The sequence below is a fragment of the Pseudolysinimonas sp. genome (assembly GCF_039912695.1).
In the GTDB taxonomy this organism is placed as follows: Bacteria; Actinomycetota; Actinomycetes; order Actinomycetales; family Microbacteriaceae; genus Pseudolysinimonas_A.
This window is the reverse complement of sequence record NZ_JBDSPJ010000022.1, coordinates 371,854-392,854: the sequence shown is the minus strand read 5'-3', so window position 1 is coordinate 392,854 and position 21,001 is coordinate 371,854. Positions and strand designations below refer to the sequence as shown.

At 66.6% G+C, this 21,001-nt stretch carries 24 protein-coding genes; 11 read left to right on the top strand and 13 right to left on the bottom strand.

All coding sequences use genetic code 11. The annotated features are described in order from the left end of the window. Window positions 1-142 precede the first annotated feature (142 nt). Entirely contained in the window at window positions 143-904 is a 762-nt protein-coding gene (locus tag ABIR17_RS10260) for a hemolysin III family protein (protein ID WP_348004275.1), read from the bottom strand. A 61-nt stretch (window positions 905-965) separates the two neighbouring features. On the opposite strand from ABIR17_RS10260, the gene ABIR17_RS10255 reads away from it, so the two are divergent. The 5 genes from ABIR17_RS10255 to ABIR17_RS10235 all read left to right on the top strand — a co-directional run bounded on the left by ABIR17_RS10255 (window position 966) and on the right by ABIR17_RS10235 (window position 5,381). Then, entirely contained in the window at window positions 966-1,751 is a 786-nt protein-coding gene (locus ABIR17_RS10255; protein ID WP_348004274.1) for an isoprenyl transferase, read from the top strand. Next, the gene (locus ABIR17_RS10250; RefSeq protein WP_348004273.1) at window positions 1,748-2,860 is read left to right on the top strand and encodes an aminotransferase class V-fold PLP-dependent enzyme; all 1,113 of its coding nucleotides are present in this window, start codon (window positions 1,748-1,750) and stop codon (window positions 2,858-2,860) included. The genes ABIR17_RS10255 and ABIR17_RS10250 overlap by 4 nt, the downstream gene beginning before the upstream one ends. A gap of 276 nt (window positions 2,861-3,136) precedes the next feature. Then, entirely contained in the window at window positions 3,137-4,414 is a 1,278-nt protein-coding gene (locus tag ABIR17_RS10245) for a PhoH family protein (protein WP_348004313.1), read from the top strand. Between the two features lie 110 nt (window positions 4,415-4,524). After that, window positions 4,525-4,830 (top strand): cupin domain-containing protein, encoded by a 306-nt coding sequence (locus ABIR17_RS10240; protein ID WP_348004272.1) that lies wholly within the window; start codon window positions 4,525-4,527, stop codon window positions 4,828-4,830. A gap of 26 nt (window positions 4,831-4,856) precedes the next feature. Beyond that, on the top strand, window positions 4,857-5,381 hold the full coding sequence (locus ABIR17_RS10235) for an A24 family peptidase (protein ID WP_348004271.1): 525 nt from the start codon (window positions 4,857-4,859) through the stop codon (window positions 5,379-5,381). Here ABIR17_RS10235 and ABIR17_RS10230 read toward each other — a convergent pair whose 3' ends face one another. The 9 genes from ABIR17_RS10230 to xseA form a co-directional block, all read right to left on the bottom strand. Then, complete coding sequence (locus tag ABIR17_RS10230; protein ID WP_348004270.1) at window positions 5,382-6,155, bottom strand: ABC transporter permease; 774 nt, start codon at window positions 6,153-6,155, stop codon at window positions 5,382-5,384. Then, window positions 6,152-6,949, bottom strand: coding sequence for an ATP-binding cassette domain-containing protein (locus tag ABIR17_RS10225; RefSeq protein WP_348004269.1), 798 nt, complete (start codon window positions 6,947-6,949; stop codon window positions 6,152-6,154). Before ABIR17_RS10225 ends, ABIR17_RS10230 begins: the two co-directional genes overlap by 4 nt. Continuing rightward, window positions 6,946-7,320, bottom strand: a complete 375-nt coding sequence (locus ABIR17_RS10220) for a DUF1048 domain-containing protein (RefSeq protein WP_348004268.1) — start codon at window positions 7,318-7,320, stop codon at window positions 6,946-6,948. Before ABIR17_RS10220 ends, ABIR17_RS10225 begins: the two co-directional genes overlap by 4 nt. A gap of 3 nt (window positions 7,321-7,323) precedes the next feature. Continuing rightward, entirely contained in the window at window positions 7,324-7,653 is a 330-nt protein-coding gene (locus ABIR17_RS10215) for a PadR family transcriptional regulator (protein WP_348004267.1), read from the bottom strand. Between the two features lie 236 nt (window positions 7,654-7,889). Further along, complete coding sequence (locus ABIR17_RS10210) at window positions 7,890-9,302, bottom strand: class II fumarate hydratase (protein WP_348004266.1); 1,413 nt, start codon at window positions 9,300-9,302, stop codon at window positions 7,890-7,892. 46 nt (window positions 9,303-9,348) lie between these two features. Next, window positions 9,349-9,942 (bottom strand): carbonic anhydrase, encoded by a 594-nt coding sequence (locus tag ABIR17_RS10205; RefSeq protein ID WP_348004312.1) that lies wholly within the window; start codon window positions 9,940-9,942, stop codon window positions 9,349-9,351. 32 nt (window positions 9,943-9,974) lie between these two features. Beyond that, complete coding sequence (locus tag ABIR17_RS10200) at window positions 9,975-10,577, bottom strand: DUF4245 family protein (protein WP_348004265.1); 603 nt, start codon at window positions 10,575-10,577, stop codon at window positions 9,975-9,977. Beyond that, entirely contained in the window at window positions 10,574-10,849 is a 276-nt protein-coding gene (locus ABIR17_RS10195) for an exodeoxyribonuclease VII small subunit (protein WP_348004264.1), read from the bottom strand. Before ABIR17_RS10195 ends, ABIR17_RS10200 begins: the two co-directional genes overlap by 4 nt. Continuing rightward, entirely contained in the window at window positions 10,815-11,999 is a 1,185-nt protein-coding gene (gene xseA, locus ABIR17_RS10190; protein ID WP_348004311.1) for an exodeoxyribonuclease VII large subunit, read from the bottom strand. Before xseA ends, ABIR17_RS10195 begins: the two co-directional genes overlap by 35 nt. 176 nt (window positions 12,000-12,175) lie before the next feature. Between xseA and ABIR17_RS10185 the strand changes: the two genes are divergently transcribed. The 5 genes from ABIR17_RS10185 to ABIR17_RS10165 are packed head-to-tail and all read left to right on the top strand — an operon-like array spanning window position 12,176 to window position 16,748. After that, the gene (locus tag ABIR17_RS10185) at window positions 12,176-12,718 is read left to right on the top strand and encodes a hypothetical protein (RefSeq protein ID WP_348004263.1); all 543 of its coding nucleotides are present in this window, start codon (window positions 12,176-12,178) and stop codon (window positions 12,716-12,718) included. A gap of 46 nt (window positions 12,719-12,764) precedes the next feature. Then, on the top strand, window positions 12,765-13,835 hold the full coding sequence (locus ABIR17_RS10180; protein ID WP_348004262.1) for a 4-hydroxy-3-methylbut-2-enyl diphosphate reductase: 1,071 nt from the start codon (window positions 12,765-12,767) through the stop codon (window positions 13,833-13,835). Next, on the top strand, window positions 13,832-14,386 hold the full coding sequence (locus ABIR17_RS10175) for a DUF6264 family protein (protein ID WP_348004261.1): 555 nt from the start codon (window positions 13,832-13,834) through the stop codon (window positions 14,384-14,386). Before ABIR17_RS10180 ends, ABIR17_RS10175 begins: the two co-directional genes overlap by 4 nt. 2 nt (window positions 14,387-14,388) lie before the next feature. Further along, entirely contained in the window at window positions 14,389-15,591 is a 1,203-nt protein-coding gene (locus ABIR17_RS10170; RefSeq protein ID WP_348004260.1) for an ATP-binding protein, read from the top strand. Next, window positions 15,588-16,748: a hypothetical protein gene (locus ABIR17_RS10165; RefSeq protein ID WP_348004259.1), complete on the top strand. Its 1,161-nt coding sequence runs from the start codon at window positions 15,588-15,590 to the stop codon at window positions 16,746-16,748. Before ABIR17_RS10170 ends, ABIR17_RS10165 begins: the two co-directional genes overlap by 4 nt. A gap of 50 nt (window positions 16,749-16,798) precedes the next feature. Here the strand turns inward: ABIR17_RS10165 and fbaA are convergent, their stop codons facing one another. Then, window positions 16,799-17,845: a class II fructose-bisphosphate aldolase gene (gene fbaA / locus ABIR17_RS10160; RefSeq protein ID WP_348004258.1), complete on the bottom strand. Its 1,047-nt coding sequence runs from the start codon at window positions 17,843-17,845 to the stop codon at window positions 16,799-16,801. A 97-nt stretch (window positions 17,846-17,942) separates the two neighbouring features. Here fbaA and glpX point away from each other — a divergent pair, with 97 nt between their 5' ends. After that, on the top strand, window positions 17,943-18,938 hold the full coding sequence (gene glpX, locus ABIR17_RS10155) for a class II fructose-bisphosphatase (protein WP_348004310.1): 996 nt from the start codon (window positions 17,943-17,945) through the stop codon (window positions 18,936-18,938). Here the strand turns inward: glpX and ABIR17_RS10150 are convergent. Next, window positions 18,935-20,587: a SulP family inorganic anion transporter gene (locus tag ABIR17_RS10150; RefSeq protein ID WP_348004257.1), complete on the bottom strand. Its 1,653-nt coding sequence runs from the start codon at window positions 20,585-20,587 to the stop codon at window positions 18,935-18,937. The genes glpX and ABIR17_RS10150 overlap by 4 nt on opposite strands. Continuing rightward, complete coding sequence (locus ABIR17_RS10145; protein ID WP_348004256.1) at window positions 20,584-20,946, bottom strand: metalloregulator ArsR/SmtB family transcription factor; 363 nt, start codon at window positions 20,944-20,946, stop codon at window positions 20,584-20,586. The genes ABIR17_RS10150 and ABIR17_RS10145 overlap by 4 nt, the downstream gene beginning before the upstream one ends. Window positions 20,947-21,001 lie beyond the last annotated feature (55 nt).

Below are 21,001 nucleotides of genomic sequence, written 5' to 3'. Positions count from 1 at the left end.
CGACTCCTGCCCGCCCCGCCGCCGACGCCGCCCGTCGGCCGACACGTGCCTTCGCGCGCGCCAATCGGTCCACCTCACGGCTTCGGGAGAACCACTTTCGACGCGCGAACCGAGTGAATCACCGCGCCGCGCACGCGAGGGACTACCAGCCGAGCGGGTGGGTGAGGATCAGCAGCGTCGCCGTCCAGTGACACATGAATGCGATCACCGTGCAGGTGTGGAACAGCTCGTGAAATCCGAACACGCCGGGGATCGGGTTGGGCCGCTTGAAGCCGTAGAACAGGGCACCGGTCGTGTACGCCAGTCCGCCGACCGCGATGAGGATCATCGCCACCCCGTTGAACTGCACGAGGTCGCCGACGTAGAGCAGAGCCGCCCAGCCTAGGAGCAGGTACAACGGCACGTACGACCAGCGCGGGGCGCGAAGCCAGAACACCCGGAACGCGATACCGAGAAGTGCGCCGCCCCACACGAGGCAGAGCAGCACAATGCCTTCGCCAAACGGGAGTGCGGCCGTCGCGAGCGGCGTGTAGGTGCCTGCGATCAGCAGAAAGATGTTGGCGTGGTCGAGACGACGAAACACGGCCTTGACCTGTGGGCTCCAGTTGAAGCGGTGGTAGAGCGCCGAGATGCCGAACAGCAGAACGGAGGTCGCCATGAAGACTGCGGCTGCGGCCTTGGCGGGTCCACCGTCGGCGAGCACGATGAGCACGATTCCTGCGGCAACGGCGAGCGGAAACATCCCGGCATGAATCCAGCCGCGCCAGGTCGGCTTCGTCTCGACTGGTGGATGCTGCAGCTCGTCGTCGAGCAGCGGAATGTTCGGGATGTCGCCGCCGACGTCAGCGCCGGTGGTACCGCCCGTCTCACCCTCGGCGACGATTTTGATGCGCGGAGGGGTCATGCGGGTGAGTGTACGTTCTCGTCCAGCCGAAGCACCGGGAACACTCGACTACCTTGGGGGGGTGCCACAACGAAAGGGCTCATCGGGCGTAGGGCTCTTGTATGGCCTCTACTCCGCACGGCTTCGCCGAGAGCTGGTCGACGCATCCCTGCCGCACCACGTCGGCATGATCATCGATGGCAATCGCCGCTGGGCACGGGAGCGAGCGCACGAGACCGCGGCCCACGGCCATCGGGCTGGAGCCGCGAAGATGCACGAGTTCCTGGGCTGGTGCGACGGGCTCGGCATTCGAGTCGTGACGATCTACCTGCTGTCCTCGGACAACCTCACGGGACGTGACCCCGAAGAGCTTCGACAACTGTTCGAGATCATCGCCGCCCTCGCCGACGATCTCTCGCGGTCCGGCGATTGGCGGGTACAGCACGTCGGTCGCGATGACGGCCTCCCTCAGCCTCTCGTGGAAACCCTGAAGGCCGCCGAAGATCGCACCCGTGACAACGTGGGCCTGCACATCAACCTCGCCGTGGGGTACGGCGGGCGCCGGGAGATCGCGGATGCCATGCGCAGCATTGTGAGCAGCCACGGCAAAGGCGGCGGGACGATCGACGACCTCGCCGAGATCCTCACCCCGGAGCTGATTGCCGACCATCTCTACACTCAGGGTCAGCCCGATCCCGACCTCATCATCCGCACCTCAGGCGAGCAGCGACTGTCGGATTTCATGCTCTGGCAGAGCGCCCACAGTGAGTTCTACTTCGTCGAGGCGCTTGGTCCCGACCTGCGTGAGGTCGACTTCCTCCGAGCGCTGCGCGCCTACGCGACCCGTGACCGGAGGTACGGCACGTGACCGCGCTTGAGGACTACCAGGCCGGGTTCTCTGAGGAGCCCGGCTACCTCGACTACGCCCGGATCGCACCGGTCGGCCGCGCGGTGCTCGAGGAGCAGACCGCGCTCGGCACCGTGCTTGCAACGGCCCGCTTCGGATCTCTCGGCGTCCTGCTCGGCCAGCACGACCGGATGCGGCGGGCCGTCGCCGCGGTCGGTGGATTCCGACCGGACCAGGTGGTGTTCCAACCGAACACGTCGCAGGGTCTGATGCACACCATGTTCGGCATCACGGGCGGGGTCGCGCTGTCGCCGACCGAGTTCCCGTCCCTGACGTTCGCCGTATCGCGAGCCACGTCGGCGTTGGGTGCTGTTGTTCCGCTCTGGCTGCAGACGGATGCCGGCCGCGTCACCCCTGACATCCTCCGCGACCAGCTCACCCCGGATGTTGTCGCCGTCGGCGTGAGTCTCGTCGACTTTCGCACGGGCTACCTTGCGGACCTCGACGGCATTCGGGATGTCATCGGCGATCGTCTCCTGATTGTTGACGCGAGCCAAGGGTTCGGCGTCGTCGAGGTCCCCTTTGCGCTCGCCGATGTCGTCGCCGCCAGCGGTCAGAAATGGCCGCGCGCGGGAACCGGCACCGGCTTCCTGGCTCTGAGTGATCGGGCGCGCGAACAGCTCACCCCCGTCTGGTCGGGTCTCGCGGGAGCAGAAGACGGCTTCTATGACGGGGTCACGCCATCGCTGCCCGGAGCAGACGCCTTCCAGGTTTCGCACGCCGAACCCGTCGCAGCCGCCCGACTCGCGGCCGCGCTGGAGCAGATCGCTCTGGTGGGGGTGCCGGTGCTCAACTCGGCGATAGCTCACTCGGTATCTCGGCTGATCGACCTCGCCGACGAGTATGCGGTACCGGTCGTGTCGCCGCGAAACGAATCCGAGCGTGCCGGCATCGTCGTGCTCGAGCCGACGGCCGAGCAGCTCACGATACTCGTGGCCTCCCTGCACAACCACGGGGTGACGGTGACGGTGCGCGACGCGACGGTTCGACTGTCGGCGCACGCCACCGTCGATGAAGAGACCTTCTCGATGCTTCGCGCCGCGTTGGTCTCGTTCGCGACGACGATCTAAATCCGCGTTTCGAATCGTTCACACGCCCGTAACGCGCGGGACGCGTGTCGAAACGCGGCTGGCCCCGCGCGCGGGGTTAGCGTCTGGACATCAGGCACGGCGCCTGGTCGGAGCGGCCACGTAAGTTCGCATCCGAGTTGAAGTGGCCGCCACGAGACAGAGCCGGGGAGCATCCCCGGGGATGGAGTGGGAGTGCCCGCACTCGACAAGCCTCAGCAGAGCACCTCCGCCGGAAACGGTGGATCGACGAAACCGAGGCAGGGGGAGCGCACTTTCGTGCTCGATACCTCGGTGTTGCTGAGCGATCCCAAGGCGATGTTTCGGTTCGCGGAACACGCTGTTGTGCTGCCCGTCATCGTCGTGTCGGAACTCGAGGCGAAACGCCACGATCCCGAGATTGGGTACTTCGCGCGGCAGGCCCTGCGCAACCTCGACGAGTTGCGCATCCAACACGAACGACTGGACTTCCCGATGGCGGTCGGTGACGACGGCGGCTCGTTGCGGGTCGAACTGAACCATTCGAACCAGGCAGTTCTGCCGTCGGGGCTACAGCTCGGCGACAACGACTCCCGCATCCTCGCGGTCGCGATGAACCTCGCGAACGACGGACTCGCGGTCACGGTGGTCTCGAAAGACCTGCCGATGCGCGTCAAGGCTGCGTCGATCGGCCTCGCCGCCGAGGAGTACAAGGCAGAACTTGCCGTTGACTCCGGCTACACCGGCATGGCCGACATCGACCTGTCGAGCGAACAGATGTCGGAGCTGTACGAGAACGAGGTGCTGTCCTCGCGCGCGGTGGCTGACATCCCGATCAATACCAGCCTCGTCGTCCATTCCGACCGGGGCTCCGCTCTGGGTCGGGTCACCGGCCGCGGACAGTTCAAGTTGGTGCGCGGCGATCGGGATGTCTTCGGCCTCCACGGTCGCAGCGCCGAACAGCGCCTCGCGATCGACATGCTGCTCGATCCCGAGATCGGCATCGTGTCGCTCGGCGGACGGGCAGGCACCGGTAAGTCGGCGCTAGCCCTCTGCGCCGGCCTGGAGGCCGTCTTGGAGAAGCAGCAGCACCGCAAGATCATGGTCTTCCGCCCGCTGTACGCGGTCGGTGGCCAGGAGCTGGGCTACCTGCCCGGCGACAAGGACGAGAAGATGAGCCCCTGGGGTCAGGCGGTCTTCGACACCCTCGGCGCGCTGGTCAGCGACAACGTGCTTGAGGAGATCGTCGAGCGCGGCATCCTTGAAGTGCTGCCGCTCACCCACATCCGCGGACGCTCCCTGCACGACGCCTTCGTGATCGTTGACGAGGCGCAGTCGCTTGAGCGCAACGTGCTGCTGACGGTGCTCTCCCGGATCGGTCAGAACTCCCGAGTCGTGCTCACCCACGATGTCGCTCAGCGCGACAACCTTCGGGTGGGACGCCATGACGGTGTCGCCTCGGTGATCGAGACCCTCAAGGGCCACCCCTTGTTTGCCCACATCACCCTGACGCGCTCCGAGCGGTCGGCCATCGCGGCCCTCGTCACGGAGATGCTGGAGAGTAACGAGCTGGCGTAACCCCCCCCAGGCACGGCCCGTCCAAGTTCTCGCGCCTTCGCGCGCGCCAATCGGTCCACCTCAAGCGTTCAGATGGACAACTTGGTGCGCCGGAGCGTTAGCGTTCCGTCATGCAGGTTCTCGATCCGACCACCGCCGACGGCTACGTCGAGCAATTGAGCGTGCCCGACCTCTCGGTGGGGATGTACCGCATCCCGGCGGGCGGCGTCGACCCACAGTCGCCGCATACCGAGGATGAGATCTACGTCGTGACGGCTGGCCGGGCCACCTTCGTGGGCGACGACACCGGCTCAGTGCCGGTCGGTCCGGGCTCGGTCATCTTCGTGCCCGCCGGCGAGGGGCACCGATTCGTCGACATCATCGAAGACCTCGCCACGGTGGTCGTGTTCGGGCCTGCGGAAGGATCCCGAGCCTGACCCGCTGGCGCGGCTAACATCGCGGCATGCGACGGATCGGGTGGCAACTGCCGGTCGTGATTGCGATCGGGATGCTGGCCTGGGTCGCGATCGGACCGGTCGTCGCCGCGATCCCGGCTCTCTACATCGCAGCGGTCGCGCCCGAACTGACCCGGTTCGACCTCACCCAGCACCGGCTGCCGAACCGACTTGTCGTGCCGGGGCTGATCGTTGGCGTCCTCGCCGGAGCGGGATCGTGGGCGACGACCGGGCATCCACGTCTCGTTCCGCTGATCGCCGGTGCCGCCTACGGGGGCGTCCTGTTCGTGCTCGCGATCGGCGGCGGGATGGGCATGGGGGATGTGAAGCTCGCCGCCGTCCTCGGACTTGCGTCGCCGACATCCCTCGTTGCGATCGCATCCCCGCTGCTCGCGTTCACCCTCGGCGGGCTCGTTGCCCTCGTGGTGTTGATCGTGCGCGGCCGGGGAAGCCGGATTGCGTTCGGACCGTTCCTGCTGCTGGGTTACGTCGGCGCTCTGGTCGCCTGCGTGGTGATGGCGCCCGCTGCCTAACTAACCGATCCGACGACGGTGGATGACGGTCGCGACCGCCACGGCGACCGCAAGGATGCCGACACACCAGGCGAGCGCGATCGGCAGTTCGATGCCCACGGGCTGCTGCGTCAGCAGAGCCCGGATCGAGTTCACGATCGAGGTCACCGGCTGGTTCTCCGCGAACCAGCGCACCGGCCCGGGCATCGACGCTGTGGGGACGAAGGCCGAACTCAGGAACGGCAGGAAGATCAGCGGATACGAGAACGCGCTCGCGCCGTCGACCGTTTTCGCGGTAAGGCCGGGGATCACAGCGATCCAGGTGAGCGCCAGGGTGAAGAGGGTCACGATTCCGGCGACGGCCAGCCACGCGAGCGGCCCCGCGCCCGAGCGGAAACCCAGGATGAGGGCGACTCCCACCACGAGCACGACGGAGATCAGGTTCGCGACGATCGAGGTCAGCACGTGCGCCCAGAGCACCGCAGACCGTGCGATCGGCATCGACTGGAACCTTTCGAAGATTCCCCTCTGGAGGTCGAGGAACAACCGGTATGCGACATACGCGATGCCCGACGCGATCGTGATGAGCAGGATTCCGGGCAGCAGGTAGTTCACGTATGAGCCTTCGCCGGGTCCGGTGCCGGTGTCGATCGCCCCGCCCAGCACGAACACAAACAGCAACATGAAGGCGATCGGCATGATCGCGGTGGTGATGATTGTGTCCGGGCTGCGCAGGATGTGGCGCAGCGATCGGCCCGTCAGGGTCAGCGTGTCGCCGACGAAGTGCGTGGTCATTTACGGTCTCCTTCCGGGAGGTCGTGTTTCCCCAGATCGTGCGATGTGCCGGTGACAGCAAAGAAGACGTCTTCGAGCGTGGGCTGCTTCTCGACGTACTCGACCTTCGCCGGAGGGAGCAGCTTCTTCAGCTCGGCGAGGGTGCCGTTCACGATGATCCGACCTTCATGCAAGATGGCGATTCGGTCGGCGAGTTGCTCGGCCTCCTCGAGGTACTGGGTCGTCAGCAGCACCGTGGTGCCCGCGCTGGCGAGCTTTTTCACCGTGGCCCAGACCTCGAGCCGAGCTTCCGGGTCGAGGCCCGTTGTCGGCTCGTCGAGGAAGACGACGGGCGGTTCACCGATCAGGCTCATCGCAATGTCAAGTCGCCGGCGCATGCCGCCCGAGTACGTCGAGACCTTGCGATCGCCGGCCTCGGTGAGCGCAAAACGTTCGAGGAGGCCTTCGGCGATCGCCCGCGGGTCACGGAGGTGCCGCAACCGGGCGACGAGGATCAGGTTCTCACGTCCGGTCAGGATGTCGTCGATGGCCGCGAACTGCCCGGTGAGACTGATCGACTCGCGCACCTCGCTGGCCTGCCGTGCGACGTCGAAGCCGGCGACATCCGCCGATCCGGCATCGGCCTTCAGCAGAGTCGCGAGGATCTTGATGACGGTGGTCTTGCCGGCTCCGTTCGAGCCGAGCAGCGCGAAGACGCTGCCGCGCTCAACCTCGAAGTCGACGCCCTTGAGAACGTGCAGTTTCCGATACGACTTTCGCAGATCCGTGACCCGGATGGCTGTCGCCGTGCTCATGAGTCCCCGTCCTCACGGGCTGCGTCATCGACGGCCTGGACGAGCCGAGCCCGGGCCTTCGCGATCCAGCCGCCGTCGGAGTAGCTGCGAGCGAAGGTCTCGGCGAAGTCGGCCGGGTCGTCCCCGACGATGTCGCGGATCGGAGTCCCATCGGTCGCCGCTCGCTCGAACAGGTCGGCGAGGCCATCCAACATCGCGGCCGCGCGGGGCCATTCGGTCGGCGTTTCGCCGAAGTTCCAGAGGTACTTCTCGATTGCGCCGACCGTCGCGCGGTAGCTGGCGGGCAACTGCTTGATGCGGGCGCGATACACGCGCCATTGCTTCTTGTCCTTCAACGAGCCGGTAACCAGCTCGATCGGGTTCTTGGCCATGGTCTATTTCCCTTCGGTTCGGAGTTGTTCGAGTCGTTCGGCGAGGAAGTTCCAGGTCGCCCAGAACTCGTCGAGGTAGGTACGTCCTTGGCTATTGAGCGAGTACACCTTGCGCGGCGGTCCCTTCTCTGACGGGACCTTTTCCACGTCGACGAGGCCGCGTTGCTCGATGCGGACGAGGAGCGCGTACACCGTGCCTTCGGCAATGTCGCTGAACCCGCTGTCTCGTAGCCAGGCCGTGATCTCGTAGCCGTACGCGTTGCGCCCGGCCAGGACCGCGAGGATGAGGCCTTCGAGGGTGCCCTTGAGCATCTCGGTCATCTGCTTGGCCATGCGACCTCCCTTCACTAATCAGTAACGCTGAGTACCGGTACAAAGTAACACTTAGTACCGGTAGTTAGCAACACTGAATACCGAAGGGATGCCTGGCCAGTTCGACGGCGCTCGCGCTACAACGACACGAGCGCCCCGGTCGAAACGGGGGCGCTCGTGTGGTGCTGGACCGTGGGCGGTCGGCTAGCTGGCTTAGTCATTCGCGGGCTTTGGCCCGGCTTAGTCATTCGCGGGCTTTAGCCCGGCTTAGTCATCGACAAGACATCCAGAGCCTTGTCCAACTGCTCGAGCGTGAGTTCGCCGCGCTCCACGAAGCCGAGGTCGATCGTCGCCTCGCGCACCGTCATCCCGTGTGAGACCGAGTGCTTCGCGATCTTGGCCGCGTTCTCGTAGCCGATCAGCTTGTTGAGCGGCGTGACGATTGACGGCGACGACTCGGCCTGAGCGCGGGCCCGGTCGACGTTCGCCACGAGGCCGTCGACGGTTCTGTCGGCGAGCAGACGTGTGGAGTTGGTGAGCAGGCGGATCGACTCCAGCAGCGCGGTTCCCATCACCGGGATGGCGACGTTGAGTTCGAAGCTGCCCGAGGCGCCGGCCCAGGCGATCGTGGCGTCGTTGCCGATCACCTTGGCGCAGACCATGAGGGTCGCCTCCGGGATGACCGGGTTGACCTTGCCGGGCATGATCGACGAGCCGGGCTGCAGGTCGGGGATGTGGATCTCACCGAGCCCGGTGTTCGGGCCTGACCCCATCCAGCGGATGTCGTTGCAGATCTTGGTGAGTGAAACGGCGAGCACCTTCAGTGCGCCGGAGGCTTCGACGAGTCCGTCGCGCGCACCCTGAGCCTCGAAATGGTCGAGTGCCTCGGTGATCGGCAGGCCGGAGGTCTCGGCGACGATCGCGATGACCTTCGGCGAGAAGCCCTTCGGGGTGTTGATGCCGGTACCTGTCGCGGTGCCGCCGAGGGGAACTTCGGCAACCCGTGGGAGCGCCGCGTTGATGCGGTCGATTCCGAGATGGATCTGCCGCGCGTAGCCGCCGAACTCCTGGCCGAGCGTGACGGGAGTGGCATCCATCAGGTGGGTGCGGCCCGACTTCACGACCAAACGCCACTCATCTGCCTTCTTCAGCAGCGACTTCTCGAGGTGCTGGAGGGCCGGGATGAGGTCGCCGATCAAGGCCCCGGTCACGGCGACGTGCACCGAGGTCGGGAAGACGTCGTTGCTGGACTGCGACATGTTGACGTGGTCGTTTGGGTGCACCGGCGAGCCGAGCTTCTGCGAGGCGACGGTCGCCAGCACCTCGTTGATGTTCATGTTCGACGAGGTGCCAGATCCGGTCTGGTAGGTGTCGACCGGGAACTGATCGTGGTGTGCCCCGCCGATGATCTCGTCGGCCGCGGCGACGATCGCGTCGGCGATTGGGGCGTCGAGGATGCCGAGCTCTTTATTCACGAGGGCGGCGGCGCGCTTGATGCGCGCGAGCGCGACGATCTGGGCGGGCTCGAGGCCGGCGCCGGAGATCGGGAAGTTCTCGACAGCCCGTTGGGTTTGCGCGGAGTAGAGGGCGGAGGCGGGAACCCGCACCTCACCCATGGTGTCGTGCTCGATACGGAAACCGGAATCGGACGTCGAGGTCTCGGTGCTCACGGTGACGTGGCCTTTCGTTGAAACGGTCTTTCGGCGAAACGGGCGGTTAGGTTTCGACCGAACCGAGAATGACATCCGGAATCACGCGACCCTCGAGGAGCCGGTAGTTCGCTCCGACGACTGCCAGCGTACTCATCGCAATTGCCGCGCCGATCAGTTCGGAGCGCTCCAATAGTTCAGCCACGGTGTCGCGAAGATGCTCGCGTCCGACTTCGAGGATGTCGGGGTGCGGGTCGGGGTCGCGCGCGAGCACGCGCCGCACCGCCGGGGCGATCGGTTCGATCAGCTGCGCGATGTGCGGCGGGAGGGGGACGGCATCCGGCTGCTGGGCGTCGATCGCAGCGCGTACGGCCCCGCACTCATCGTGGCCGAGCACGACGATGAGCGGCACGTGCAGCACGGCAACCGCATATTCGAGCGAACCGATGACCGAATCCGAAATGATCTGGCCGGCGTTGCGCACCACAAACAGGTCGCCCAGACCCTTGTCGAAGATGATCTCGGCGGCGAGGCGGGAGTCGCTGCAGCCGAACAGGGCGGCGTGCGGCTCCTGGGCTTCGGCGATTTCGGTACGTCGTTCAACGTCTTGCCGAGGATGCTGAGGTTCGCCCGCGACGAAGCGCTCGTTACCGCGCGACATCTCGCGCCAGGCCTGGGCCGGGGTTCGCGCGCTCACGGTCGACCCTTCGCAATGGCGGTGGCGAGCACGGCGAATTCCTCATCGGATGCCGTGCCTCTGAGCACGATCGTGGAGGAGCCCGAGACTGTCGTGAGGGCGTACGCCACGTTCCCAGGGTCGGGTGCGTCGCGACGGTCATAGGCGGCCCAGTCGAGACCGCCGAGCTGGATGTCGCCCGACGACCGGGCGTTCGCGACCTGGTCGGCGAGCCACGAAGGGTTCGCGTCGACTCCCTGGACGAGGCCGATGTAGGCGCCGCCGGGTGTCAGGAAGCCGATCTCCCAGCGCACCACGCCATCCGTCGTGCCGGTGACGAGTTCGGCGCGATTCGCGGTCCAGTCGGCCGGCAGGTCCGGGATGACGAGGGTGTCGGAAACATCGGACTGCGCCGCGGCGCCCACCGAACGAAAGTCGACGGTCAGCGGCGCGACTGTCGGACGTACGACGACCACGACCAGGAAGAGCACTAAGCCGAGCGAGGCGACCACCGCGAGCACCAGGTTGAACGTGGTCTGGTTGGCCTGACGGGCTGCGCGGCGTTGGGCCGCGTTCGAGACCGCGGTAGCTGCGGGCTCGGTGGAGGTCGGAGCGCTCACGACGCGCCGACACCGGGGTCGGTCGGCGCAACGCGCGCCGCGTCAAGTCGAGCTTTCGCGCCGATCAGCCATTCCTCGCAGCGCCGAGCAAGGGCCTCGCCGCGCTCCCAGAGGGCGAGTGATTCCTCAAGCGAGGCGCCGCCCTGTTCGAGGAGGTTGACGACCTTCACCAGTTCATCGCGGGCCTGCTCGTAACTCAGATCTTCGAGCGGGGGAGTGTCGGCCACGGCCTCCACTCTAGCTTTGGTCGGCGACCGGGGTTCGGTCGTCATCCACCGTCGCCGCCAGTTCGCCGCTCGCCAGCGTCAGCCGTATGCGTTCGCCGGCCACGGCATCCGCTGCCCGTCGCAACACTGCGCCCGAGGGGAGTCGGGCGATCGCGTACCCGCGTTCCAGCGTGCCCTGCGGCGACAGAGTGCGCAGTTGCCCGCGCAACTCGACGATTCGCAGGCCGGCGCGCTCGAGGTGATAGTCGACGAGTTCGGCACCGCGCGCAACCCACCGGGTCAACTCCTCAGCGCGGTCGGACACGATGCGATCCGGGTCAGCCAGCACTGGACGAGATCGGATGCTGGCGAGCCTGTCGATCTCGGCGGACACGAGTCCGGTGGCGCGCACCGCCATCCGACCTCGAGCCTGCCGAACCCGTGCCAGCTCGTCGGAGATGTCGGGAACAACCCGCTTCGCGGCGTCGGTCGGGGTCGACGCCCGAAGATCGGCGACATCGTCGAGCAGCGGGTGGTCGGCTTCGTGCCCGATCGCGCTGACCACCGGGGTGCGGCATTCAGCGACGACCCGGATGAGGCGCTCGTCGCTGAAGGGCAACAGGTTCTGAAAGTCGCCGCCGCCACGGGCGACGATGATCACATCAACCTCGGGGTCGGCGTCGAGCGACTTGATCGCGCCCGAGACCTCCGACCAGGCTCGGTCGCCCTGCATCGTCGCGTACCGAATCCGAAAGTTCACCGCCGGCCAGCGCAGTTGTGCGTTGCGCAGAACGTCCTTCTCAGCGTCGGAGTCCTTTGCTGTGACGAGGCCGATGCAGCCCGGCAGAAACGGCAGCCGCTGTTTGCGATCCAGGTCGAACAGACCCTCGTCGGCGAGCTTGCGGCGTAGCGCCTCCAGCTTGGCGAGCAGGTCGCCGACGCCGACATGCCGGATGTCGTAGACCTGCATCGTGAGGGTGCCCCCTTTCGGCCACCACTCCGACTTGACCAGCGCGACAACTCGATCGCCCTGCCGGAACTCCTCCTTGAGTTTCATCAGGGTCGTCGACCAGACCCGGAAAGACAGGGTGACGTCTTCGCTGAGGTCTTTGACTTTGCCGTAGGCGTTGCCGCCGGAAAGCCCCCACTGGGTGATCTCACCCTCGACCCAGACCGTGCCGAGACGCTCGATGTACTCCTTGAGCTTTCCCGACATCACGGCGACCGGCCAGGGCGCCTCGGGCGAGGAGCGCTGGTCGGATGCGTTGTCCTCAGCCACGCGGTCAGGTTAGCCGAGGCGGGGGACGCAGCCACCGTCCACGGTTCTGGCAGACTTGACCTGACCGTTACATCAGGCGGTCATCGAATGGCCAGGAGTGTCCCATGAATGTCATGTCCAGATTTGTTGTCGTTCCCGTTGTGGCGCTCGCCATCGTCTTGGGGGTTTCTTCGTGCTCGTTGACCCCCGGATCCCCGGTTGTCGCGGCGTCGCAGCCGGCGGCGCAGACGGTGACCTACACCTCCCCAGACTTCGGCTACAGCGTCGACTTCGGCGGCACGGCCGTCGAGAGCTCAGTTCCGCAGTCCGTGGGGGGCTACAACCTCGTCATCAAAATCGCGAGCTGGACCGGAGGCGACCGGGTACAAACCGTGAGCGCGCTTAAATTCCCGGATGGGCTGATCAGTACCGTTAACGACGCGCTCCTCACTGCCTCTCTTGAGGGTGCCGCCACCTCGAGCCAGGGAACGCTTTCCGACCAGAAGTTCATCGATGTCGACGGTGAGCGCGGAGCCTCGGGCACCGTTACGGTTTCGTCGGGCGTCGTTCGCGTCGTGGTGTTCTTCCACGACGGTGCGCAGTTCACGATCTCGACCGTGAACGGCAGCCAGGACCAGCAGGATTCGCTGGTCGGGAGCTTTGTCTTCGGCGCCTGACGCACCCGGGCGGCGCGGACTCGGTCGGTCTTCGTAGACTCAACCTGTGTCCAGCATCACGAACGGCGCAGTTGTTGTGGCCGCGCCCCGCGCCCCCGCGGTCCGCGGAAGGCTGAGCGACCTTCCGATCGCGGGTGCCAAACGCGTGCTGCTGGCTGCGCCCCGAGGCTATTGCGCCGGGGTAGATCGCGCCGTGATCGCGGTCGAGAAGGCTCTCGAGAACTACGGCGCTCCCGTGTATGTGCGCAAACAGATCGTGCACAACGTGCACGTGGTGAGCGAGCTCGAGCGCGGCGGGGCGATCTTTGTTGACGATGTCGCGGAAGTTCCCGAGGGCGCCCACGTGGTGTTCAGCGCTCATGGAGTCTCACCGGCGGTCGTGTCAGCCGCAGCGGCCCGCGGGCTTCAGGCCATCGACGCGACCTGTCCGCTGGTAACCAAGGTGCACCGCGAGGCGACCCGATTCGCGAAACAAGACCTCGACATCCTGCTCATCGGCCACGTCGGCCACGAAGAGGTTGAGGGCACGATGGGTCACGCGCCGGAGCGCACGACGCTCGTCACCTCGCCCGACGATGTTGCCGGGCTTGAGGTGCGTGATCCCGACAACTTGGTCTGGATCTCGCAGACCACGCTCAGCGTTGACGAGACGATGGAAACCGTGCGCCGGTTGCGGGAGCGCTTCCCGAATCTTCAAGACCCGCCGAGCGACGATATTTGCTACGCCACCCAGAACCGCCAGGTCGCGATCAAGAAGGTCGCTCCGCAGGCTGACCTGGTGATCGTCGTCGGGTCGGCGAACTCGAGCAACAGCGTGCGTCTCGTGGAGGTCGCCCTTGAGCACGGCGCCAAGGCCGCGCACCGCGTCGACTACGCGAGCGAGATCCAGCAGTCCTGGCTCGACGGCGTTCAGACCGTTGGCGTGACGAGCGGCGCCTCGGTGCCCGAGGTACTCGTGCGCGAGGTTCTCGACGATCTGGCGGATGCCGGCTACCGCGACATCGAAGAGGTGAAGACCGCGGAAGAAGACTTGATGTTCTCGCTTCCCAAGGAACTGCGCCGCGACGCATCGGGTCAGACCGATAGCCGCGCGCTCGGCGGGCGAACTCGCACATGAGCGAGGAATCGCTGCGTCCCGCGTCCCGACCCGCCCCCCAGTACGGCGAATACGCCACGCCGGAGGAGGTCGCCGCTCTGCGCGGCACCCCGCTCGACGCACAGCTCGTCGTCACGCCAGCTCCGCCGAACGCACCCCCAACGAACGCACGTCCGCCGGTCTCTCGCGACGTGCCCGTCGTGCCGGTGTTGCGAGCCCGCCGATTCGATCCGATGATCACGATCGCCTTGCTCGTGTTCGGGGCCGTCAACGTCGTCCAGACGGCTCCGTACTACCTCGCGTTTGACAACCTTCTCGAAGTATCGACCGCTCACACTCCGCTCGAGAAGATCGATTTCGGGGAGGCGGCCCGCGTTGGCGGGTATTGGCTGCTCGCGATCGGCGTTGTCCTGATGGTCGCGGCGGTGGTGATTTCCTTCGCTCGGCTCCGTCGCTCGCGGATCACGTTTTGGGTGCCGCTCACGGCCGCGGCTCTGATGCTCGTCGCCACCGTCGCGACGCTCGCCGTCGTGTTGGCGCAGACTCCCGGCGCTTTCTCCACGGTCGGCTGAGGATGCGCGTCGGCATCCTGCCCCGCGAGACGGCCTCGGCCGTTATCACCGGGGCGATGTCGGTCACCGGCTGGGCGGTCGCTGCCGTCATTGTGCTGCTCACCGTTCCGGTGCTGGTCGAGACGCTGATCATCCGCGAGCGCGCTTCCGATCTGCCCCTCGCGCTGCTCCTGCTCGGAGTCGTGCTTGGCGGTGTCGCGGCGGTCGCCGTTCGACCGCGGCGATGGGTGGTGCTGCTCTTTCTCGCGGGCGCGGGGCTTGCGGGCATGGGCTACGAAGTGTTGCTTCTGACCTCAGACCCGGGGCTCATCGCGGCCAGCCCGTACCTCGTGAACCGCCCCTCGTTGGTGCTGGTGATGGTCGGGATTCCGGCATCCCGCCCCCTGATCGGCATCGCGTGGACGTTGGTCGGCTTCGCGGTGTCGCTGGTGGTGGGTCTCGTTTCGTTTGCCATCGTCGGGCTTCCGTATGCCCCCGGCTTCGGGCCGATCATCGTGCTCGGGGTGTCGACAATCGTGTACCTGACGGTGGCCGCGATCCAGGGGCGCATCCGCAAGAGCGTGCCCAACTTCGACGACCTCGAAGCCGAGACTCTCTCGATCGCGCACGGTGAAGACCTCGCTCGGCTCACAACTGCCGTCGTTCACGACACGTTGCTCAACGATCTGGCTGTCGTGATGAATGCTCCCGAGCGGCTGGACGACGTCGCTCGCCAACGCCTGCTCGCCGACCTGGAGACCGTGCGCGGGGCCGACTGGATCACGGCGACGGCGCGCACCCCAACCCCCGGGGATGGCGACCGCGAGTTGCGCCACGAGCTCGCCCGGATCGCGACCGAGTTCCAATGGCGCGGGCTCAGCATGCATCTGACCAGCGCGCCGTCGGCGCGATTCCAGGTGACGGCCGAGGTGACCGAGGCCCTTCTCGCGGCGGTGCGGGCCAGTCTGGAGAATGTCGTGCGCCACTCCGGTGCCACGACGGCCGAGCTCGAGGTGATCGCCGAGGCGGGGTCGGTGACGGTGATGGTGACCGATCCTGGCTCCGGCTTCGACCTGGGTTCTGTCGCGGGCGATCGGCTGGGACTGCGTGCCTCAGTGATAGCCAGGATGGCGGCGGTCGGCGGTACCGCGAAGATCTGGTCTGCGCCGGGTGAGGGAACCTCCGTCGTGATCTCTGCTCCGGCGACTCGGGGGGTTCCGGCGTGACGTCGCTCAGGTTCGATCGGCGCATCTGGCGCCTCTCCGCTCAGCAGGCCCACCCCCTGAGCTGGTTTACCGGGCAATGGGTGCCGCTCGCCTTCGGCGCTCTCACCCTGCTGTACGGCGGAACGTTCGTCGTGATCAACGGGACGACGGGTCCCAACCTGCTGCTTCAGGTGATCGGTGTCCTCCTCTGTACCGGTGCGTGTGTTCTGATCCACTTCTTCACCCGTCCCATGCGCGCCCGACTGGGTTGGCGCGGGGCGATTGCGGCCGTCGCGGTGGGCACGATCGGGTTCGGGTTCTCGGCCGTCGGGTACTCGACCGTCCCTGTGGCGATCGAACTGTGGTGGGCTCCCTTCGGGCTCGCGCTCGTGCTCGCGAGCCTGGGGCCGTACCTTCCCGTTCGCACGCTCCTGGCGATCGGGGGCACGGTCGTCGTGGTTGCGGTGCCGTTCGCGTACCTTCAGGTGCGCGCCGAAGCCTCGGTATGGGGGCCGGTCAGCACCGCGGTCATCATCGCCGCCGCGCTCATCAGCGGGATCGTCGCGACGGCGGCATTCGCGGCCGCGGTTGTGGGCCGAACCCTGCCACTCCTCGAGAAGCGCACGCAGAGCCTGTTGTCGCTTGACCTGACCCACAGCTCCCGAGGTGAGGAGTTGGAGCGGCGGCGACTCGAGGGACTCATTTCTCGTGCGGGAACTTTCATCGAAGGTCTCGCACAAAGCGGCGTTGTCACACCCGCCGACCGCGACCTCGCCGGGCAATTCGCGCGGCAGCTGCGCGATGATCTGGTCGCTCAGTCCAACCTCAGCTGGCTCGACGCGGTGGCGCGCGACCGGATCGTGGTCGTTGACCCCGATCGCCAAGCGGGTCGGATGCGTTCCTCCCAACGCACGGCACTGCGCGCGTTTCTGCGCGCCATCCTTCGCACGCCAGGAACGGATGCCGGTTCGCTGCTGGTGGAACTGCGTGCCCAACCGGACGGCTCCACGGCTGTCGGTGTCAAACTCGACATCGAACTCCCGGAAGGTCGGCGCGTCATGCACCTCGCGCCTTACTACCTCGCCCTTCGGGGGAGCGTCGACGACCTCGCCTGGAGCGACGACAAGTTTCTGCGGCTGACCTTCAACCTGCCGGCGGCCGATCAACCGGAGTTGTGATCTACCGGGGTTGTGATCAACCCGGTAGGAAAGGCGCGGCGGGCTGCTCGCTATTTCGAGCTGATGCTGTGGCCCGCGCTGCCGAGCTGGTGGGTCGCTTCGACCACCCGTGCCGCCATCGCCGTCTCGGCGAGTTTGCCCCAGGCCCGCGGGTCGTAGATCTTCTTGTTGCCGACCCCGCCGTCGACGTGCAACACGCCGTCGTAGTTCTTGAACATCGTGTCGGCGATCGAGCGGGTGAACGCGTACTGGGTGTCGGTGTCGATGTTCATCTTGATCACGCCGTACGAGACCGCGTCGGCGATGTCCTGGTCGGACGATCCTGACCCACCGTGAAAGACGAGGTCGAGCGGCTTGGGCCCGGTGCCGTACTTCGCTTCGAGACCTTTCTGGATCTCGTCGAGCAGTTCCGGCTTGAGTTTGACGTTGCCCGGAGCGTAGACGCCGTGCACGTTGCCGAACGTCAGCGCGGCCATGTAGCGACCCTGGGGGTAGCCCGCAGAGCCGCCGAGGCCGAGGGCCTCGACGAGCGCGATCGCGTCATCCAGTGTCGTGTAAAGGCGTTCGTTGATCTCGTGGCTGACGCCATCCTCTTCGCCGCCGACGACGCCGATCTCAACCTCGAGTACGGCATGGATCGCCTTCAGCCGGGGCAGCAGTTCTTTCGCGATTTCGAGGTTTTCGGCCAGCGGTACGGCCGAACCGTCCCACATGTGCGACTGGAAGATCGGGTTGCCGCCGGCCTTCACGGCCGCCTCGGAGGCGGCGATGAGGGGCTCGACGAAGCCGGGCAGCGCGTCCTTCGCGCAGTGGTCGGTGTGTAGTGCGACCGTCACGGGATAGTTCTTAGCTACCTCAGTCACGAAGGCGGCGAAGGCGAGGGCGCCCGATGCGCGAGCCTTGACGGTCTGCCCCGCGAAGTAGTCGGCACCGCCGGTCGTGACCTGGATGATGCCGTCAGACCCCGCTTCGCTCAAGCCCTGCAGCACGGCGTTGATCGTCGCCGAGGACGAGACGTTGACGGCCGGGAAGGCGAATCCCGACTTCTTGGCGGTGTCGAGCATCTGCGCGTACTGGTCAGGGGTTGCGATGGGCATGGGTCGAGCCTACCGAGGCTCGGTAGGCTGGTCGGGCGCCCTCCCCGCCACCGAGGTGCGCGTCCTGACCGTATTTCACGACGACGAGGATGCCCCCATGGCGGATGCCGAAACCGCAACCCTGTTCCTCCACCCCGACCGCAACCTCGGGATGGAGTTGGTGCGGGCCACCGAGGCTGCCGCCATCCGCGCGTTCCCCTTCATCGGGCACGGCGACAAGAACGCGGCCGATGGAGCTGCGGTGGATGCGATGCGCAAGTTTCTGGGCACCGTCAACTTCGCCGGCACTGTCGTCATCGGTGAGGGCGAGAAAGACCAGGCGCCGATGCTGTTCAACGGCGAAGTGGTCGGCAACGGCCGAGGACCGGAGTGCGACATCGCGGTCGACCCGATCGACGGCACCTCGCTCACCGCGGCCGGACGCAGCAACGCGATCTCGATGATCGCCGCCGCCGACCGGGGCGCGATGCTGGATGCGTCGAGCGTGTTCTACATGAACAAACTCGTCGCGGGGGCCGAAGGCATCGGGGTGCTCGACATTCGGCAGCCGATCGGAGAGAACATCCGGGCGCTCGCTGCGGCTAAGAAGAAGTCGCTCGACGAAATGCTCATCGGGGTGCTCGATCGCCCGCGGCACCAACAGCTCATCAACGAAATCCGCGCCGCGGGCGCAGGTACGCGGCTGCTGCTCGACGGCGATGTCGCGGGCGGAATCAACGCCGCCCGTTACGACAGTCGACTCGACATGTGCGTCGGCATCGGGGGGAGTCCCGAGGGTGTCGCCACCGCGTGCGCGATCAAGGCGCTGGGCGGGTTCATCCAGACGACCCTCTACCCGCAGACGGATGCCGAGCGCGAGAAGGGCGCTGCAGCCGGCCTCGACTTCGACAAGGTCTACGAAGCCGACGATTTGGTCACGGGCGACAACACGTTCTTCGTCGCGACCGGGGTCACCGACGGGGGTCTGGTGCGCGGCGTCGAACGCAAGGGTCCGATCCTGCGCACCGAGAGCATCGTGCTGCGCGCCCGCTCGGGCACCATCCGCCGGGTGATCGCCGATCACCTCGTCGAGAAGTGGCTCGGCGAAGACTAGCCACCCAGCGCCTGCTCGCGGGCGACGTGACTTCGCGCGTGAGCAACGGCGGCGGGTAGCTCGTCGAACAGGTGGCGCTGGTCACGAAGTGCCGCCAGCACACCGACAGTTCGAAACAGTTGGGTGTGACCCGGTCGCACCCCCTTGATCAGCACCGTCACCCCGCGCGCCTCAAGACGGTGGACGATCTCGGTGAGCACGTGAGCACCGGTCGCATCGACGAGTTCGATCTGCGACATCCGCAGGATGACCACTGAGACCCCGTCGAGACCGGTGACGGTGTCGAGGATGCGATCGGCGGCCGCGAAGAAGAGCGACCCGTCAAGGCGAACGATCGCGATCCGCTCGTCGCCGGGCTGCGCATCGCCCTCGATCGGTTCGCGATGGATGCTGGTTGACCGCGACAGCGCGCGGAGGGCGAAGATGCCGGCCACGATCATCCCGATCACGATGGCCACGATCAGGTCGACGGAGACGGTGATGACGGCTGTGATCACGAATGCCGCCGCATCCGCCCGGGTCGACGTCAGGATCGATCGCGCGGTTGCGAGGTGAACCATGCGGAATGCGGTGACCATCAACACCCCGGCGAGGGCGGCGAGGGGGATGCGTCCCACCGGGTCCGCGGCGACCAGCACGATGAGCAGAAGGACGAGGGCATGCGCGGCGGCCGCGACCCGGGTCATCGCGCCGGAGCGAACGTTAACCGCCGTGCGGGCGATCGCTCCGGTCGCCGGCATCCCGCCGAATAGGCCGGCGACGATCGAGGCGAGACCTTGACCGACAAGTTCCCGGTCGGGGTCGAAGGGGCCGGTGTCGGCCAACGACGCCGCTACGCGTGCGGAGAGCAGCGACTCGATGGCCGCGAGCGCGGCGACCGTCAGCGCAGGCATCGCGAGCTGGCTGAGCAGAGAGGCGTCGAACGCCGGGATGGTCGGCATCGGCAGCGGGTGCGGGAGCGCGCCGATGATCGACAGCGGGCTCGGCACGACCAGCGCGAGGAGCGTGACCAGCACGATGCCGACCAAAGACCCGGGGATCGCTGGGTGGAGCCGGGGAAGCAGCAGCATCGACGCTGCGACGATCGCGACCGCGCCCAGCGACCACGGCAGGTAGCCGAGGTCCCCCGTCGCGATCGCTGACACGGCAGCAACGATCGCGTTGCCGTGCACCGCACCGTGCTCGGTCGGACCGACGAGAGCCGGCACCTGCTGCAGGAAGATGATCACCGCGATCCCGAGGGTGAAGCCTTCGAGCACCGGCCACGGGATGACCGAAACCGCACGACCCAGGCGCAACGCGCCGGCGATGAGTACGATCACCCCGGCCATCATGCTGACGATCGCGACGGCGGCCAGGCCCTGGCTCGCAACGATCGGCGCGAGGACGACAACCATCGCTCCGGTCGGTCCCGAGACCTGCACATTCGATCCACCGAAGGCGGCCGCGACCACTCCCGCCACGATCGCGGTCACGAGTCCGGCTTCGGCGCCGGCGCCCGAGGAGATTCCGAATCCCAGCGCCAGTGGCAGGGCCACGATGCCGACCGTCAGCCCGGCAAGCAGGTCACGTCGCCAGGATCGACGAAGCCCGACATAGTCGCGGGGTCCGGGGAGCAGACGCCGGAGGTACCCGACTGCCCGATTCATCGGCGAGCGAGCGGCGGCAGTGCTGCGACATCGCCCAACTGTCGGGCTTCGGCGACCAGCACGGCGTTGAGCAGGCGCCGGGCGACGGCGAGTAGCTCGGCGACGTCGGAGTCGGCGATGCGGTAGTAGACGTGGCTGGCCCGCCGATCGGATGCCACCAGGCGATGGCGTCGCAGAACCGCCAGGTGCTGCGAGAGATGCGACGCCTCCAGCGCGGTCTCGCGTTGCAGTTCGGCGACGCTGTGCTCGTCGCCGTCCGCGAGCAGTTCGAGCAGGCGAATGCGCAAGGGGTGCGCGAGGCCTTTGAAGAGTCCGGCTTTCACCTCGTATAGCGGACGTTCGCTCCGAGTTAGTGACATGATGAAATCATCATATGGGGACAAGCCGCGGATTTGCTTTGAGCACCGTCGATTT